Origin of the sequence: Sinorhizobium fredii NGR234 (assembly GCF_000018545.1) — a bacterium.
GTDB lineage: Bacteria > Pseudomonadota > Alphaproteobacteria > Rhizobiales > Rhizobiaceae > Sinorhizobium > Sinorhizobium fredii_A.
The window spans coordinates 616,316-632,541 of the sequence record NC_012586.1; the positions used below are offsets into that span (position 1 = coordinate 616,316).

The window sequence follows — 16,226 nt, forward strand, 5'->3', positions numbered from 1 at the left end:
GGAGGTCATGGCATTGGCCGTAGTAAAACCCGCATCCCCAACGGACAGTCCGCATCCAGCAAAGTCGATGGTTTCCATCGAATCGGTGACCATGTCCTTCGGCGCCTATGTGGCCGTGCAGGATGTGAACCTGAACGTCAACGATGGCGAGTTCCTCGCCATCGTTGGACCTACCGGATGCGGCAAGAGCACCATACTCAATGCGATTGCAGGCCTGCTGAAACCTGCGAGCGGCACCGTCTCGATCGATGGTCAGCCGGTGTGCAGGATCCAGAACGACATCGGTTACCTCTTCCAGCAGGATGCATTGCTTCCGTGGAAGACCGCGATCGAGAACGTGGAACTCGGTCCCATGTTCAAGGGTGTCGGCGGCTCCGAACGTCGCGAGCAGTCGATGAGATGGCTGGCCAAGGTCGGCCTCAAGGGCTTCGAACATCGCTATCCCCATCAGCTTTCCGGCGGTCAGCGCAAGCGGGTGCAGATGGCACAGGCGCTGATCACTGGCCCCAAGGTGATCCTGATGGACGAGCCTTTCTCCGCGCTCGATATCCACACCCGCCACCTGATGCAGAACGAGCTATTGCGGCTTTGGCAGGAGGAACGGCGCGCCGTGGTGATGATCACGCACGATCTCGAGGAGGCAATTGCTCTCGGTGATCGGGTCGTGGTGCTTGCCGCCGGACCGCGATCGCGGGTGATCGACAGCTTCCCCGTCGATCTCGAACGCCCGCGCGATGTCGCCGAAATCAAGCTCGATCCACGCTTCATGGATCTTTATCGCAACATCTGGTCGTCTCTGCGCGGCGAAGTGGAGAAAAGCTATGAACGCCATGACTGAACGCCTCATCCAAGTCGTGCTGCTGGTGGTAATTGTCGGCAGCTGGCAGCTCGGTGTCGCGGCAGGGGTTATCGACGTCTTCTTTTTCCCGGCGCCGGTCGACATCCTCAACCAGGTTGTTTCATGGGTAATGGACACCAGTTTCTATAGCCATGTGGCGATCACCCTGACGGAAACCGTGCTGGGCTATCTGGTCGGAACGGCACTTGGCGTGGCGGCAGGCGTCTGGCTCGGTCTTAGCCGTTCGGCCGCGCGCATCCTGGACCCCTTCATCAAGGGCCTGAACGCAATTCCCCGTGTCGTGCTTGCACCGATCTTCGTGCTGTGGCTTGGCCTCGGGCTGTGGTCGAAAGTGGCGCTGGCCGTGACGCTGGTGTTCTTCGTCACCTTCTTCAACGCGATGCAGGGCGTCCGTGAAGTGAACCCGGTGGTGCTGTCGAACGCCCGCATTCTCGGTGCCAAGCGATCGGACCTGCTTCGCCACGTCTACTTCCCGGCGGCAGCAAGCTGGATACTCTCCTCCCTGCGTACATCGGTCGGCTTTGCCGTCGTCGGGGCGATCATCGGCGAGTATCTCGGTTCTTCCGCCGGCCTCGGATACCTCATCGCACAGGCCGAAGGCAATTTCGATGCAGTGGGCGTCTTTGCAGGTATCTTTATTCTTGCGATCTTCGTCCTGATCATCGACAGCGTATTGGACGTGGCAGAGAGACGCTTGATCAAGTGGCGGCCGAGCGCATCCGAACGCCCGGCTTGAAGCAGATCTTTGACCCGGCACTAGGCAAACCCATTGACGCCGCGTTCTCCCCTTCGGTCATGAAGGGGAGAACGCTAGCGCCAGCGGAATTCGATGCACTACGTTCGCAACCGCTCGCGAACTCGGTCTGCCTGGTCAGCGTTGTCGTGCGCTGCTCGTGCTAATGTTCAATGGCCGCGTCGGGCGAATATCTGCTGCAGGGTCTGGGCCAGAATATCCTCGCGGCTGATCTTGTCGTACAGGGCGTAAAAGCGATAGTCGGCTTCCGCCTTGGCTTTCGCGCGTAACGCGGTCTGCAGTTTCTCGACACTTGTCGGAGTTGATAGGTTTCCCAAGCTCCGGCCCCTCTCCACTTGCCGCGTTCGATTTGAACAGCCTATCCACTAGAGGCACATCCGCCCCCCACCACCAAAGCCGTTGCAAAGCTTGGGGTCGTTTTCGCGTTTCCAGATTGTCAGGCGGAACCGGCATTTTCCGCCATATAGTCCAGATCCTTGAGCGTATCATCCGACAGATTGATTTTGGCCGCAGCGATGTTTTCACGCAGATGGGCGACGGACGACGTGCCGGGGATCAGAAGGATGTTAGGCGCGCGGCGAAGCAGCCATGCGAGCGCGACCTGCATCGGTGTTGCGGCAAGGCGTTGGGCGATCGCGGATAAGGTGGACGACTGCAATGGCGTGAACCCGCCGAGCGGAAAGAAGGGGACATAGGCAATGCCGTCGCGAGCGAGATCGTCGATCAGGGCGTCATCAGCGCGATGCGCCAGATTGTAGCGGTTCTGAACACAGACGATATCGCAGATCCGGCGTCCTTCGGTAACCTGCGCAGGCGTGACGTTGCTCAGGCCGATATGGCGCACCAGGCCTTGTTGCTGAAGCTCGGCCAGAGCCGCGAGTGGCGCCTCGATCGACCCTTCAGAAGGGCCGTGCGCATCGAACATGATGCGGAGGTTCACCACGTCCAACACGTCGAGCCCGAGGCTGCGCAGGTTCCCATGCACCGCCTGTGTCAGTTCTTCGGCCGAAAAGGCGGGGAGCCATCCGCCATTTTCGTCGCGTCGGGCGCCGATCTTCGTGACGATGACGAGATCGTCGGGATAAGGTGCGAGCGCCTGGCGGATCAGCTTGTTGGTGATATGCGGGCCGTAGAAATCGCTGGTATCGATGTGGTTCACGCCGGCAGCCACGGCCTGGCGCAGCACGGCGAGTGCCGCATCCTGATCCCTGGGCGGGCCGAACACGCCGGGCCCGGCGAGCTGCATGGCGCCGTAACCGAGACGTTTTACGGTGCAGTCGCCAAGCGTGAAGGTTCCTGACTGGTCGATGCTGGTCATGATCTCTCCTTATCTGACGGTGCACAGATAAGCGTTGCTGGAATGCGCGATAATCCGGTACAATCCGCACAGGCTGTACGGATTCGCGAACGATGAAGGTGGACCTAAGCGATCTGAACGCTTTTGTGGCGGTGGCGCGCGCCGGTTCCGCGACGCCGCACGCCCAAGCGGCGCAAGCGCGTAGGGTTCTTCAGCGAAACGGTGCGGCGTCTGGAAAGCCTGCTCGGGGTCAGGCTGCTGAACCGGACCACGCGCAGCGTCGTGGTGACCGAGGCGGCGTCCTCGAGCCCGTCCTCGAGCCCGTCCTCGAGCCCGTTCTCGAGCCCGTTCTCGAGCCATGGTGGGAGCGCTTCTCGGGGCCGTTCCTCTACTATCCCGGATGACGCCTGGTGCCCACTGCGCTTAGGGGCATTCATCGACTTCATTAAAGCGTCGGCCGGCCAATCCTGACGTTTGGTGGACGAGCAAGTTCGTCACCGCGGGTATCGTCGAATACAGACGATCATGGAACGGCTGACGACACGGATGTCGGCATCGAGATTCAGCTACGTCGTCTTGAAATCGCCGATTGTCAAATCGCACATGCCGCTGACGAGCCTGTTTCCGGTGTAATTTGGATTGTCGCGATCGATCGACGGTTGCCCTTGAATTAGCCTCAGTCCCTTCTCCCCGTTCTGACGGGGAGAAGGGACTGAGGCTAATGCGGCATCGTCCCATCGCCCCGTCTTCACGGGAAGAAGGTGCCGGCAGGCGGCTGAGGGGCTGCTGCAGCGCGAGACCGCAGCCCGCTATCCCGCCTTGCTGAAGGCCCGTGCTAGTTCCGGCTGATGGTCGAGAGTGTCGAGCCAGCCGGTGTCGAGTTTCGGCACCGAGGCGAAGAGCAGCTTGGAATAGGGGTGCCTGGCGCCGCTTGCAAGCTCGGCGGCGGCGAGCTGCTCGACCTTCTCGCCCGCATACATGACGACGACCTCGTCGCAGATCGCCTGCACGGTCGACAGGTCGTGGCTGATGAAGACGTAGGAGAGGCCGAGCTCGCGCTGCAGCTCCTTGAGCAGGTCGATGACCGCGGCGGCGACGACGGTGTCGAGCGCCGAGGTGATCTCGTCGCAGAGGATCAGCTTCGGCTCGGCGGCGAGCGCCCGGGCGAAATTGACGCGTTGCTTCTGCCCGCCGGAGAGCTCCGACGGCCGCCGATGGCGCAGGTTGCGCGGCAGGCGCACCATGTCGAGCAGCTCATCGATGCGGGCGCTGCGGGTGCTGCGACCCATGCCGTGATAGAAGGCGAGCGGCCGGTCGAGGATGTCCTCGACGGACTTTGCCGGGTTGAGCGCCGTGTCGGCATATTGGAAGACGATCTGCATCTCGCGCAGTTGTTCGCGTGAGCGCTCGCGGGCGCTGCGGCCGAGGTCGCGGCCGTCGAACCGGATGCTGCCCGAAACCGCAGGCAGGATGCCGGCAATCGCGCGGGCAAGGGTCGACTTGCCGCAGCCGGATTCGCCGATGATCCCGAGATTGCGGCCCTTCTCCACCTTGAGAGAGACCTGCTTGACGGCGCGCACGAGCGGCAATCCGTCCGCCTGGCGCGGCCCGTAGCCGGCGATGAGCGTATCAATCTCCAACAGCGGGGCCGGGTGCGGCGCGGCGGGACCGGCGGCGCCGCGCGGCTTCGGTTCGAACGCGTCGAGCAGTTCGCGCGTATAGGGATGCTTGGCATCGCTGAGGATTTCCTCGGTCGTGCCGACCTCCTGCACTTCGCCGCCCTTCAGGACGACGATGCGATCGGCGATCTGGGCGACGACCGCGAGGTCGTGCGAGACATAGACGCCGGCAATGCCGCCCTTCTTCATCACCGACTTGAAGGCACGCAGCACCTCGATCTGGGTCGTGACGTCGAGCGCGGTGGTCGGCTCGTCGAAGATGACGAGCCTGGGATCGCCGATCAGCGCCATGGCGGCGGAAAGGCGCTGCAGCTGCCCGCCCGAGACCTGGTGCGGATAGCGGCTGCCGATCGTCTCCGGCTCGGGCAGCGACAGCGCCCGGAAGAGCTCGACGGCCTTGGCGCGCGCCGCCTCGGGCGGCATCAGCTTGTGGATGCGGGTGATCTCGATCACCTGGTCCATGATGGTGGCAGCCGGGTTGAAGGCGGCGGCTGCCGATTGCGGCACATAGGCGACCTCGGTGCCGCGGATGCGGGCGCGTTCCTTTTCGCCGAGCGCCGCCATGTTCCGGCCGCCAACGGAGACGCTGCCGCCGGCAATGCGGCAGCCGGGACGGGCGTGGCCCATCAGCGTCAGCGCGATCGTCGTCTTGCCGGAGCCGCTCTCGCCGATCAGCGCGACGATCTCGCCATCGGCTATGTCCAGGCTTATCCCCTTGATGATCTCGACGCGGCGGCCGGAATCGGTGGTCGCTTCGACCTTCAGGTCACGGATTTCGACGAGCTTTGCCATTATGTGCGGTCCCGGATTTTCTGCGGCAGGTTGTCGATCAACAGGTTGACGCTGATCGTCAGGCTGGCGATCGCAAGCGAGGGGAACATGACCGCCGGTGCGCCGAAAGGCAGACCGCCGATGTTTTCGCGCACAAGCGCGCCCCAGTCGGCATACGGCGGCTGCACGCCGAGGCCGAGGAAGGAGAGGCCGGAGAGCAGCAGGACGATGAAGACGAAGCGGAGGCCGAGATCGGCGAGTACCGGCCCGACAATGTTCGGCAGGATCTCGGAGCGGATCAGGTACCAGGTGCTTTCGCCGCGGATGCGGGCAACGGTGATGAAGTCCATTGCGTTGATGTTGACGGCGAGCGCCCGGGCGAAGCGATAGGCTCCCGGGATGTAGATCACCGACAGCGTCAGAATCAGCACCGGAATGGAGGAACCAACGGCGGCTACGACCACGAGGCCGAAGAGCTTGCTCGGGATCGAGTTGAGCGCGTCGAGAAAGCGGCTCAGAAGCGTGTCGGGCCAGCCGCCGGCGACCGCCGCGATCATGCCGAGCACGACGCCGGAGAAGCAGGCGATCGTCACTGCGGCCAGCGAAATGCCGACGGTGTAGCGGGCGCCCGTCAGGATTCGCGAAAGCATGTCGCGGCCGAGATAGTCCGAACCGAGCCAGAAGTCGCTGCTCATCGGTCCGAAATAGTCGAGGTCGACGATCTCACCGACGGGGTAGGGGATGATCAGCGGCGCGAAGATCGCGACGAGCGCCCAGGCGATGATGATCGAAAAGCCGATAACGCCGACGAGGTTGAAACGATAGCCAAGGCGGCTTCCGGACTTCCGGATGGAGGTGGTCGATGTGCTCGAAGTGGTCATTGTCATCGAAGCCTCGGATTGGAAAGGATGGCGATGAGGTCGGCCGTGGTGGTCAGCAGCAGGTAGCCGAGACAGAAGATCATCGCGCAGCTTTGGATGAGCGGCAGGTCGCGCGTGGCGACAGCGTCGACCATCAGCTTGGCAACACCCGGATAGTTGAAGATCGTCTCGACGATGATCACGCCGCCGAGCAGGTAGGAGAGCGAAAGCGCAATCGCATTGACGATCGGGCCGAGAGCGTTCGGCAGCGCGTGGCGAAACACCATGCGCGGCCGAGAGGCGCCCTTGAGCAAGGCCATCTCCACATAGGACGTGTTGAGCGTCTCGATCACCGCTGCCCGCGTCATTCGGATCATCTGCGCCGAGACACCGAAGGTCAGCGTGATCACCGGCATGGCATAGATGCGCAGGAGATCGGCGAGCGAGGTGACTTCGTTGGCAAAGGAGAGCGCCGGCAGCCACTTCAGATAGACGGCGAAGACCAGCACGGCGGAGGTCGCGATCATGAATTCCGGCACCGAGATGACGCCGATCGTCAGCACGGTGACGGCGCGGTCATAGAGCGAGCCGCGCAGCATCGCCGCGGTGATCCCAAGGGTGAGCGCGATAGGCACGGAGAAGAGCGCCGTGACGCCCGCGAGCTTCAGCGTGTTGACGAAGCGCCCGGCGATCAGATCGGCGATCGGCATCTCGTTGGCATAGGAGGTGCCGAGGTCGCCCTGCAAAAGACCGACGATCCAGCGCAGGAAACGAAAGATGGCCGGTTCGTCGAGATGCATGGCCTTTCGCAAGCCTTCGACGGCTTCCGGCGTGGCGGCCTGGCCGAGCAGGATCGACGCGGTGTCCCCCGGCAGGAGCGTCGTCGCGAAGAAGACGGCGAAGGAGACAATCATCAAGGTGATGAAGGCGATGAGCAATCTGCTCAACGCAAGGGATAGGACCCGGTTGTTCACGCGCGCTCCCCTTTCGGCTTTCAAGATAGGTTTCAAACCACAATGCCGGGGGTCGCAGCGTTGCAGCTGCAGCCCCCGAGCGCAGTTGCTTCAATCAGGCTTCGAACCACACATGCTCAGCCATGCGGTAACCCATCATGCCGCCGAGCGGGTTGGTTTCCATGCCTTTGAGCTTGTCGGTGATGGCGTCGATACCTGTCAGGTAGGCGGGAATGATGGTGCCGGCCTCATCGGCGACCATCGCCTGCATTTCGCTGTAGATCGCTCTGCGCTTCTCCTGATCGAGCGAACCACGCGCTTCGATCAGCATCTTGTCGAATTTTTCCGATTTGTAGTGGCTCTCGTTCCAGGGAGCCCCGGAAGCGTAGAGCAGCGAGAACAGGATGTCGGGCGTCGGCCTGTAATTGATGTTGCCGAAATGGATCGGCGCCTTGAGCCAGTAATTGTCCCAGTAACCATCCGAGGGCACGCGCTGGACATCCAGCCTCAGACCGATCTCGGCAGCGGCAGCCTGGATGACCATCGCCATGTCGACCGAACCGGTAGCCGCGTCGGAAGCGACGACGGGAATCGTCTGGCCGAAAACGCCGGCCTTCTCGAAATGGAACTTCGCCTTTTCGGGATCGTACGCCTTCGCCTTGATATCGTCATTGCGGTAGACGTTGCCCGGAAAGACCGGCTGGTCGTTGCCGATTTCGCCGCGCCCGCGCAGAGCTGCCCTGAGGATCTGCTCGCGATTGATCAGGTGCTTCATGCCGGCCACGAAGTCCTTGTTCTGACCCGGGGCCGCGTCAAGGCGCATGTTGAGGTTGGTGTAGCTGTTGGCGCTCGACTTCGACAGGACGAAACCTGGCTGGCTTGCGACAAGGCGCTCCGAACGGGGGTTGATGGCGGCGGCGACATGGATGTCTCCGGACAGCAACGCATTGACGCGCGAGCTATCGTCGCTGATCGCCAGGAACTCAAAGGAGTCGACATAGGGCCCCTTAGACTTCCAGTAGTTCTCGTTCCTCCGCATGACCGAGCGTACGCCCGGCTCGAAATTTTCGAGAACGAACGGTCCCGTGCCGTTCCCCTTGGAGAAGTCGGTGGTGCCGTCGGCGACGATCATGAAGTGATGCAGCGCCAGGATTGTCGGCAGATCTGCGTTGGCATCGGCAAGTGTGATTTCGACCGTGAGATCGTCGACCGCCTTGAAACCGGTTATCTGCTTCGCGATGGCATTGACCTTGGAACCGACATCGGGATCCAGATGGCGCTTGAGCGAGAAGATCACGTCCGCAGATGTCAGCGGCTTGCCATCGTGGAACGTAACGCCCTTGCGCAATTTCACGGTCCACACCTTGGCGTCGGCACTCTCGATGCTTTCGGCCAGCTCCATCTGGGTGGTGCCGGATTTGTCGAGGTTGGAGAGGCGGTTATAAACCGCGCTGCAGCGTGAATAGTCCGTCGAGTTCGAAGCTTTGGCCGGATCGAGCGTGTCGGCGGTCGAAGACGTGAAGCCCGCCACCTTGAGGTGGCCGCCGGTGGCCGGCGTTGCGGCCAGCGCGTGCGAGGCGCGACCGAGAATGACCCCGCCTAAAGTCATCGCGACGCCGCCCGCGAGCAGCATCTGGAGAAGTTCTCGGCGCGTGGCGCCACGCCGGATGGCGCTTTCAACCACGACGTCGTCGGATCTGGTCCAATTGGTGATCTTGTCGTTCATCGCATTCCCCTTTTCTCAGTTAAACAACGGCGTGCGGCGCGGGATCTCTGTCCCGCTTTGATCTGAAGGCTGCATCTGCTGTTCAGTTTGGCAGCCGTGCCGCGCCGAAGCTTTCGAAGCGACGTCGTCGCGCGGCACAAAATTTCGAATATGATCCATCCGCGATATATCGCGAATGGCACTCTTCAATCGCTTAACCCGGAACGCACGGCCGGATCCTCCAGCGTCTCGTCCAGCACCTTGCGGGTGCGCTCGACGATGCCGTCTATTTCCGCTTCGGTGCAGCAGAGCGGCGGCGCATAGCCGAGTACGCCATTGGCAAAGGCGCGGATGACGAGGCCGTTTTCCCAGGCGCGGTCGAAGATACGGCGTGCCGGTTCGGCTTTGGCGGGCAAGGGCGTCTTCTTTTCCTTGTCGACGACGAGTTCGACGGCGGCGAGCATGCCCCGGCCGCGCACGTCGCCGACGAGGGGATGATCCTTGAGGCTTTCGAGGCCCGCCATGAGACGCGCGCCCGCCTTCCGGCCATTGTCCAACAACTCGTTCTCGTAGAGCTTCAGCACTTCGAGACCGACCGCTGCGCTGACGGGGTGGGCCGAATAGGTGTAGCCGTGGCCGACCGCCCCAGCACCGGCGCTGTCGGCGATCGTCTGGTAGATATGGTCGCCCATGAAAACCGCGCCCATCGGCACATAGCCGGAGGTCAGGCCCTTCGCCACGGTCATGAAGTCCGGCACGATCTCATCCTCGTGGCAGGCAAAGAGCGGACCGGTGCGGCCGAAGCCGGTGATCACCTCGTCGGCCACGAAGAGGATGCCGAGCTCCTGGCAGAGCTGGCGCATTGCCTTCATCCAGCCCTTGGGCGGTACCAGCACGCCGCCGGAGCCCTGGATCGGTTCGGCATAGAATGCGGCGACCCGCTCAGGCCCGATCTCCTCGACCTTCTGCCTCAGGGCGGCGAGCGAGGCGTCGATGATCGCCTGCGGATCGTCGCCGACCGGGTTTCGGTAGGCATAATGCGACGGAATCTTGTGCTGCCAGTCGAAGGGGATGCCGAAGCCGGCATGGAAGGCCGGCAGGGCCGTCAGGCCTGCGCCAACGGTGGATGAGCCGTGATAGCCCTGTTCGACGGAGATGAACTGGTCGCGCTGCGGCTCGCCGCGGCCGATCCAATAATAGCGGATGAAGCGGATTGTGCTGTCGACGGCATCGGAGCCCCCGAGCGTGAAGAACACATGGTCGAGGTTGCCGGGGGCTCGCTCGGCGAGTTCCGAGGCAAGACGGATCGCCGGCTCCGAGCCCAGCCCGAAATATCCGGTTGCATAGGGAAGCTCCCGCATCTGCCGGGTGGCGGCTTCGACAATGCTCTCGTGCCCGTAGCCGGCATTGACGCACCAGAGCCCGGCGAAGCCGTCGATCAGCTGTCTGCCGGAAGCGTCGGTTACCGTCGCGCCCTTGGCCGAGGCGAGCACACGCACGCCGAGCTTCTCGTGGCCGCGATAGGATGCGACCGGATGGATGAGGTGGGCGCGATCGAGTTCTATGAGGGAATTGCTGTACATGGGGATGTCTCCGGATCAGCCGAGTGCCTGGTTGGTGAGGGCGAAAGTCATGGCGACGGGATCGGCCGGTGGCGCGGTCGGAGGTTTCATCATGGCGACGCCGCCGCCGACATGGGCGAGACCCTGCGCCGCGAGCCACGGTGCGAGGCCGGAACTTTCGATCGTGTCGACGCGCAGAAACCGGGCAGGGCGACGGGCGATGAAATGGGCGACGAGCGCCTTGGCATCGTCGAGGTCGGCGGCGACGACCGGCCCGATGACCTCGCCACGGCCGAAGGCGCGCAACGCTGCGAAGCCGGCCACACGGCCGCCACGGCGGATGACGGCGAATTCACCGACCTTGGCGAGATAGGCGATCAGCGCCTGCCGGTCGGCGCCGAAGGCGAGCCGATCGAGTTCGGCGATCGCTTCGAGATCGGCCATCGCCGCAGCCTCCGTCTCAACCGGTGCGGCGATGTCTCCGGCAACACCCTGGTGCTGCAGGATGCGATCGGTCTCCTTGAAACCGAACTTTTCATAGAGGGGCAGGCCTTCGGTGGTTGCCACGAGCCGGAGCGACCGGTCGCCGGCGAGCCGCAATGCGGCGTCCATCAGCTTGCGACCGAGGCCACGGCCGCGCATCGCCTCGTCGACGATCACCATGTTGATCGTCGCGCAGTCGTTCCCGTAGGCGGTCACCAGCGTCGTTCCGACGACCCTGCCGGCTTCGAGGGCGACGACTCCCTGGCTCAGCGCTAGCGCCATCCGCCAGTCTTCCAGACGGTGCGGCCAGCCGGCCTGCCGGGAGAGATTGACGGATGCCTCCAGGTGTTCGGGGCCGAAGGCCGCAAGATCGATCTGATTTGTCTGCATGGGTCGTTCCTTCATGTCCTGGCTGGAAGTCTGAAGGATGGCGGGCCGGCAGATCGTCTGAAGGCCATGGTCCGCGCGGTATCTTATAGCTTTGCATTGATCGGCCGCCGCATCTTATGCTGGCGGGGATGGCACCGGAGGACATGGCAGGCCTCCAACAGAGCAGGGCGGCGGGAAGGCCCACAACCTTCTGCCGAAGCCGACTTTGTATACGATAGATTCTGCTTTCGACGGCCCCACAATCAGGCGAGCCGAGGGGCGGCCGCCGCCTATGCTTCTTCTGGAGATACCCGGATCGCGTCATTGAAGAGGAGAATGCGCATGGCGAGCTTCCGCCCGAAATACATCACCTTCGACTGCTACGGCACGCTGACCAACTTCCAGATGGCCGAAGCGGCGCGCGATCTTTACAGCGAGCAGCTCGACGAGCCGCGCATGCAGGAGTTCATCAGGAATTTCGCCGCCTATCGCCTCGACGAGATCCTGGGCGACTGGAAGCCCTATGCCGAGGTGGTGCACAATTCGCTGGAGCGCACCTGCAAGCGCAACGGCATAAAATTCCGCGATGAAGCCGCCCGCGTGGTCTACGAGCGCGTGCCGAACTGGGGCCCGCATGCAGACGTGCCGGCCGGGCTTGCCAAGGTCGCCAAGGAGATCCCGCTGGTCATCCTGTCGAATGCGATGAATTCGCAGATCATGTCGAATGTCGAGAAGCTCGGCGCGCCCTTCCACGCGGTCTACACGGCCGAGCAGGCGCAGGCCTACAAGCCGCGCTTCAAGGCGTTCGAATACATGCTCGACATGCTGGGCTGCGGCCCGGAGGACATTCTCCACTGCTCGTCCTCCTTCCGTTACGATCTGATGTCGGCGCACGATCTCGGTATCAAGAACAAGGTCTGGGTCAATCGCGGCCACGAGCCGGCAAATCCCTATTATGGATATACGGAGATAAAGGATATTTCCGGCCTGCCTGGCGTCGTCGGGCTCTGACGGGAGATCATCATGCAGTTCAAGTCCTACTGGCACGATACGGCCCGCCCCTTTGAGAGGGGCAGCCGCGCACCGGTTGAGGGCCATTATGACGTCGCCGTCATCGGGGGCGGGTTCACGGGGCTGGGGGCTGCACGCCAGCTCGCGATGGCCGGTGCGAAGGTGATCGTGCTGGAGGCGGGCGCGGTCGGCTCGGGTGCCTCCGGCCGCAACGGCGGCCATCTCAACAACGGCATCGCCCACAGCTTCGCCGCGGTCAAGGCGGAACTCGGGGCCGAGCGAGCGGCAGCGCTCTACCGTGCCTATGACGCCTCCGTCGACACGATTGAACGGATCGTTGCGGAAGAAAATATAGACTGCAGCTTCCGGCGCGCCGGCAAGCTGAAACTCGCGTCGAAACCGGCGCATTTCGACGCCATCGCCCGGAACTTCGAGATTGTGAATCGCGAGGTCGACCCGGACACGGCGCTTCTGACGAGAAACGACCTGAGGGACGAGGTCGGCTCGGACTGCTTCCATGGTGCGATGCTTTCGAAGAAGAGCGCCATGATGCACATGGGCCGCTTCGTCGTCGGCCTTGCCGATGCAGCCGTCCGCCATGGTGCCGTCGTCGTCGAGAACACGCCGGTGACGGGCCGGCGTCAGTTGGGCGGCAAGCAGGAACTGACGACGCCGCGCGGCAGCGTGACGGCGGATACGGTACTGCTGGCGACCGGCGCCTATACCACCGGCGCCTTCGGCTATTTCCGCCGCCGTATCATTCCGGTCGGCAGCTTCATTATCGCGACGCGGCCGCTGACTGGGGCGGAGGTCGCCGCGACCATGCCCGGCAACCGCACCTGCGTGACCTCGCTCAACATCGGCAACTATTTCCGGCTGTCGCCCGACAACCGCCTGATCTTCGGCGGCCGGGCGCGGTTTTCGGCGACGTCGGACCAGAGCTCCGATGAAAAGAGCGGCGCCATCCTGCGCGCCAGTCTCGCCGAGATCTTCCCGCATCTCGCCAAGGTCGAGCTCGACTATTGCTGGGGCGGTCTCGTCGACATGACCAAGGATCGTTTCCCGCGGGCGGGGTTCACCGACGGGCTTTGGTACGCCATGGGCTATTCCGGCCACGGCGCCCAGATGTCGACGCATATGGGGATGCTCATTGCCGACGCGATTCTCGGCAAGGCGGATCGCAACCCGGTCAAGGATCTCGCCTGGCCGGCGGTGCCCGGCCATTTCGGCAAGCCGTGGTTCCTGCCGCTGGTCGGCATGTACTACAAGATGCTCGACAGAATTCAGTAGCCGCAGTGGCCCGTTATGCTGCGGCTCTCATCCGCCTTCCAAGAATCCAACATGCATCCCAGGGTGACGGCGAAAGCGCTCGGCCGCGAAATCGACGAATGCACGTACGCGTGCCGAGACCATGCGCCCCTCCGCATGCACGATATGAATCGGCACCGGTTCGCGCTCGTAATCGGCTAGCACAACCTTGAGGCGACCCGCCTCGATCTCCGGCGCCACCTGGTAGGACTGGAACCGGGATAATCCCCATCCGGCCACTGCGGCGGCGATCGCCACGTCGTTGGTGTTGCAGATGAGGCGCGGACTGATCGGAACGCGAATGCTGTTGTCGCGCCCGAAAAGCCATTCCGAATGACCAAAAAGGCCGTCGCGCCCAATGATGCGGTGATGAATGAGGTCCTGCGGGATCTCCGGTTCGCCGAAGCGCGCGAAATAGCCCGGCGACGCACATAGCACTTGCCTGACCGAGCCGACCCGACGTGCGATCAATCCGGAGGCGGGCAGTGCCGCGATGCGGACGGCGACATCCAGGCCTTCCTCGACCAGATTGGTCACGCGGTCGACAAAAACGGTCTTGACCTGCATGGACGGATAGCGATCGAGAAATTCGAGAATGACAGGCAGCACATGGATGCGCCCGAAGAGCGCAGGCGCGGTCACCGTGAGCAAACCCGCCGGGTGAATGAAGCTGCCCGCCGCATTGGCTTCCGCTTCGGCGATCTCGGCGAGGATACGCCGGCAATCGGCGACATAACCCTCGCCGGCGGCCGTCAGCTTCAACGAACGGGTCGTGCGAACCAGAAGCCGCGTGCCGATCTGTTCCTCCAGCTTCGCGATGGCTCGAGTCACCGAGGGCGGGCTCATATGCAGCATCTTGGCGGCAGGCGCAAACCCGCCGCTTTCCACCACCTGCACGAAGACCTGCATCGCCTGCCAGCGATCCATTGCGCTTTTGTCCAACTATTTCACTTGATGAAATAGTCTAGTGTCACATGGAAGGCTTATCAACTCTGCGCTCAATAATCATTCTGTGCCTCCATTCTTCCAGGAGGCAAACATGAAACTTTACTATCATCCGCTGTCCGGCCATGCGCATCGCGCCCGGCTCCTACTCACGCTGCTCGGTCTCGAGCATGACCTCGTGCTCGTCGATCTCGCTGGAAGAGAACACAAGCAGGAGCCGTTCCTGAAGCTCAATCCGTTCGGCCAGGTTCCGGTGCTCGATGACGACGGCACGATCATCTGCGATTCCAACGCCATTCTCGTCTATCTAGCCAAGAAGGCAGGCCGCACGGACTGGTTGCCGGAAGACCCGCGAGCCGCGGCCGCCGTGCAACGCTGGCTGTCGGTCGCCGCCGGCCAGATCGCCCATGGTCCGGCGCAGGCGCGGCTCATCACCGTGTTCAAAGCCCCCTACAGGCCGGAAGAGGTCATCCCTCGCTCCCACGCCATCCTGACATTGATCGAGGATGCGCTCGAAGCCGGGGACTGGATTGCTGCCGACCGCCCGACCATCGCCGATGTGGCGCTTTACAGCTATGTGGCGCGAGCGCCCGAAGGCGACGTGGATCTTCAGCCCTATGCGAATATCCGCGGCTGGCTCGAGCGCATCGAAGCGTTGCCGGGCTTCGTCGACTTCCAGAAAACCCCGGTTGGTCTCGCCGCCTGAGGAGGCAATGTCATGGACGGTCGCATTCTGCCTGCCTCGCCCTGGCATGAAGGTGAGATCATGCTGCAGCGGCAATCGGGCGTTGAGACACGCATGGACGAGGTCGGCCGCCGCGTCGTGCGCGACCATCTGGTCGAGCAGCACCGCGAATTCTATCCGCTGCTGCCGATGGTGGTGCTGGGGGCGGTGGACCAGGACGGGAACGCTTGGGCGACGCTGCGGGCAGGGCGCCCCGGCTTTCTCCGCGCACCGGATGCCCACCGGCTTACCGTCGAACTCGTCAGGGAGCCGGCGGATCCCGCGGAGGGAGGCATGGAAGACGGCGCGTCGCTCGCCCTTCTCGGTATCGATCTTGGCACGAGGCGCCGCAACCGGCTGAACGGTCGGCTCAATCGCCACGCCGGGGGCTTCGATGTCAGCGTCGACCAGTCCTTCGGCAACTGTCCCAAATATATCCAGCTCCGGCAGGTCCGCTTCATTCGGGATCCGTCGGAGTTGCCATCGGCGCCGCCCACGATGAGCGCAGAGCTCGACGACGCTGGACGTGCTCTCGTCGGGCAGGCGGATACGTTCTTCGTCACCACCTATGCCGATCTTCCGGATGGGCGTCAGGTGGACGTCTCCCATCGCGGCGGCCGCGCGGGGTTCGTCCATGTCAGAGAAGACAGTAGCCTGATGATCCCGGATTTCGCCGGCAACCGCTTCTTCAACACGCTCGGCAATATCGCACTTAACCAGCGTGCCGGGCTTGTCTTCCCGGACTTCTCGACGGGTGGTCTGTTGCACATGACCGGCGAGGCCGAACTCTTTTCCGGGCAGCCGGCGGCCGGGCCTCTCGAAGGCGCCGAACGCCATTGGCGGTTTCGTCCGTGCCGGATCGTCTGGCGGGCCGACGCGCTGCCGATCCGCTACGAACTTGCCGAATGGCCGCCCTTCGCGCTGGCCACCGGTAGCTGCTCCTAGA

Annotated in this window: 16 protein-coding genes and 1 pseudogene; 8 read left to right on the plus strand and 9 right to left on the minus strand. The window is 63.2% G+C overall.

Translation table 11 applies throughout. The annotated features are described in order from the left end of the window. The first annotated feature begins 7 nt into the window (after positions 1-7). Complete coding sequence (locus tag NGR_RS02995; RefSeq protein ID WP_015886741.1) at positions 8-838, plus strand: ABC transporter ATP-binding protein; 831 nt, start codon at positions 8-10, stop codon at positions 836-838. After that, positions 822-1,595: an ABC transporter permease gene (locus tag NGR_RS03000; protein WP_015886742.1), complete on the plus strand. Its 774-nt coding sequence runs from the start codon at positions 822-824 to the stop codon at positions 1,593-1,595. Before NGR_RS02995 ends, NGR_RS03000 begins: the two co-directional genes overlap by 17 nt. 167 nt (positions 1,596-1,762) lie before the next feature. Here NGR_RS03000 and NGR_RS03005 read toward each other — a convergent pair whose 3' ends face one another. Together NGR_RS03005 and NGR_RS03010 are read right to left on the minus strand one after the other, a co-directional pair. Beyond that, the gene (locus NGR_RS03005) at positions 1,763-1,930 is read right to left on the minus strand and encodes a hypothetical protein (RefSeq protein WP_202800173.1); all 168 of its coding nucleotides are present in this window, start codon (positions 1,928-1,930) and stop codon (positions 1,763-1,765) included. A gap of 119 nt (positions 1,931-2,049) precedes the next feature. Next, entirely contained in the window at positions 2,050-2,931 is an 882-nt protein-coding gene (locus NGR_RS03010; protein WP_015886743.1) for an aldo/keto reductase family oxidoreductase, read from the minus strand. Positions 2,932-3,132: 201 nt separating this feature from the next. On the opposite strand from NGR_RS03010, the gene NGR_RS33770 reads away from it, so the two are divergent. After that, positions 3,133-3,381 (plus strand): helix-turn-helix domain-containing protein, encoded by a 249-nt coding sequence (locus tag NGR_RS33770; RefSeq protein WP_432654011.1) that lies wholly within the window; start codon positions 3,133-3,135, stop codon positions 3,379-3,381. A 16-nt stretch (positions 3,382-3,397) separates the two neighbouring features. Beyond that, a pseudogene (locus NGR_RS33775) lies at positions 3,398-3,543 on the plus strand (Lrp/AsnC family transcriptional regulator); the annotation flags it as partial. A gap of 176 nt (positions 3,544-3,719) precedes the next feature. Here the strand turns inward: NGR_RS33775 and NGR_RS03025 are convergent. The 6 genes from NGR_RS03025 to NGR_RS03050 all read right to left on the minus strand — a co-directional run bounded on the left by NGR_RS03025 (position 3,720) and on the right by NGR_RS03050 (position 11,313). Next, entirely contained in the window at positions 3,720-5,381 is a 1,662-nt protein-coding gene (locus NGR_RS03025; RefSeq protein WP_015886745.1) for an ABC transporter ATP-binding protein, read from the minus strand. Continuing rightward, a complete protein-coding gene (locus tag NGR_RS03030; RefSeq protein WP_164924049.1) occupies positions 5,381-6,241 on the minus strand; it encodes an ABC transporter permease in 861 nt (286 codons plus the stop codon). Before NGR_RS03030 ends, NGR_RS03025 begins: the two co-directional genes overlap by 1 nt. Positions 6,242-6,243: 2 nt before the next feature. Further along, positions 6,244-7,194 (minus strand): ABC transporter permease, encoded by a 951-nt coding sequence (locus NGR_RS03035; protein WP_015886747.1) that lies wholly within the window; start codon positions 7,192-7,194, stop codon positions 6,244-6,246. A gap of 94 nt (positions 7,195-7,288) precedes the next feature. Then, positions 7,289-8,899, minus strand: coding sequence for an ABC transporter substrate-binding protein (locus NGR_RS03040; protein ID WP_015886748.1), 1,611 nt, complete (start codon positions 8,897-8,899; stop codon positions 7,289-7,291). Positions 8,900-9,084: 185 nt separating this feature from the next. Then, positions 9,085-10,461, minus strand: coding sequence for an aspartate aminotransferase family protein (locus NGR_RS03045; protein WP_015886749.1), 1,377 nt, complete (start codon positions 10,459-10,461; stop codon positions 9,085-9,087). Positions 10,462-10,476: 15 nt separating this feature from the next. Continuing rightward, complete coding sequence (locus NGR_RS03050; RefSeq protein ID WP_015886750.1) at positions 10,477-11,313, minus strand: GNAT family N-acetyltransferase; 837 nt, start codon at positions 11,311-11,313, stop codon at positions 10,477-10,479. A 321-nt stretch (positions 11,314-11,634) separates the two neighbouring features. Here NGR_RS03050 and NGR_RS03055 point away from each other — a divergent pair, with 321 nt between their 5' ends. Together NGR_RS03055 and NGR_RS03060 are read left to right on the plus strand one after the other, a co-directional pair. Continuing rightward, positions 11,635-12,303 carry a haloacid dehalogenase type II gene (locus NGR_RS03055; RefSeq protein WP_015886751.1) on the plus strand — a complete coding sequence of 223 codons (669 nt, stop codon included), beginning with the start codon at positions 11,635-11,637 and terminating at the stop codon, positions 12,301-12,303. Positions 12,304-12,315: 12 nt separating this feature from the next. Further along, the gene (locus tag NGR_RS03060; protein ID WP_015886752.1) at positions 12,316-13,593 is read left to right on the plus strand and encodes an NAD(P)/FAD-dependent oxidoreductase; all 1,278 of its coding nucleotides are present in this window, start codon (positions 12,316-12,318) and stop codon (positions 13,591-13,593) included. 27 nt (positions 13,594-13,620) lie between these two features. On the opposite strand, the gene NGR_RS03065 is transcribed toward NGR_RS03060, so the two are convergent. Continuing rightward, positions 13,621-14,538 (minus strand): LysR family transcriptional regulator, encoded by a 918-nt coding sequence (locus tag NGR_RS03065; RefSeq protein WP_015886753.1) that lies wholly within the window; start codon positions 14,536-14,538, stop codon positions 13,621-13,623. A gap of 112 nt (positions 14,539-14,650) precedes the next feature. Between NGR_RS03065 and NGR_RS03070 the strand changes: the two genes are divergently transcribed. Beyond that, entirely contained in the window at positions 14,651-15,262 is a 612-nt protein-coding gene (locus NGR_RS03070; protein WP_015886754.1) for a glutathione S-transferase family protein, read from the plus strand. A gap of 12 nt (positions 15,263-15,274) precedes the next feature. Then, positions 15,275-16,225: a pyridoxamine 5'-phosphate oxidase family protein gene (locus tag NGR_RS03075; protein WP_015886755.1), complete on the plus strand. Its 951-nt coding sequence runs from the start codon at positions 15,275-15,277 to the stop codon at positions 16,223-16,225. The last annotated feature ends 1 nt before the right edge of the window (position 16,226 follow it).

Excerpts from the sequence above, each read along its gene's own strand:
- NGR_RS02995 (WP_015886741.1), top strand. The coding sequence starts at position 8 with ATGGCATTGGCCGTAGTAAAACCCGCATCCCCAACGGACAGTCCGCAT.
- NGR_RS03000 (WP_015886742.1), top strand. The coding sequence starts at position 822 with ATGAACGCCATGACTGAACGCCTCATCCAAGTCGTGCTGCTGGTGGTA.
- NGR_RS03010 (WP_015886743.1), bottom strand. The coding sequence starts at position 2,931 with ATGACCAGCATCGACCAGTCAGGAACCTTCACGCTTGGCGACTGCACC.
- NGR_RS03025 (WP_015886745.1), bottom strand. The coding sequence starts at position 5,381 with ATGGCAAAGCTCGTCGAAATCCGTGACCTGAAGGTCGAAGCGACCACC.
- NGR_RS03030 (WP_164924049.1), bottom strand. The coding sequence starts at position 6,241 with ATGACCACTTCGAGCACATCGACCACCTCCATCCGGAAGTCCGGAAGC.
- NGR_RS03040 (WP_015886748.1), bottom strand. The coding sequence starts at position 8,899 with ATGAACGACAAGATCACCAATTGGACCAGATCCGACGACGTCGTGGTT.
- NGR_RS03045 (WP_015886749.1), bottom strand. The coding sequence starts at position 10,461 with ATGTACAGCAATTCCCTCATAGAACTCGATCGCGCCCACCTCATCCAT.
- NGR_RS03050 (WP_015886750.1), bottom strand. The coding sequence starts at position 11,313 with ATGCAGACAAATCAGATCGATCTTGCGGCCTTCGGCCCCGAACACCTG.
- NGR_RS03055 (WP_015886751.1), top strand. The coding sequence starts at position 11,635 with ATGGCGAGCTTCCGCCCGAAATACATCACCTTCGACTGCTACGGCACG.
- NGR_RS03060 (WP_015886752.1), top strand. The coding sequence starts at position 12,316 with ATGCAGTTCAAGTCCTACTGGCACGATACGGCCCGCCCCTTTGAGAGG.
- NGR_RS03065 (WP_015886753.1), bottom strand. The coding sequence starts at position 14,538 with ATGGATCGCTGGCAGGCGATGCAGGTCTTCGTGCAGGTGGTGGAAAGC.
- NGR_RS03070 (WP_015886754.1), top strand. The coding sequence starts at position 14,651 with ATGAAACTTTACTATCATCCGCTGTCCGGCCATGCGCATCGCGCCCGG.
- NGR_RS03075 (WP_015886755.1), top strand. The coding sequence starts at position 15,275 with ATGGACGGTCGCATTCTGCCTGCCTCGCCCTGGCATGAAGGTGAGATC.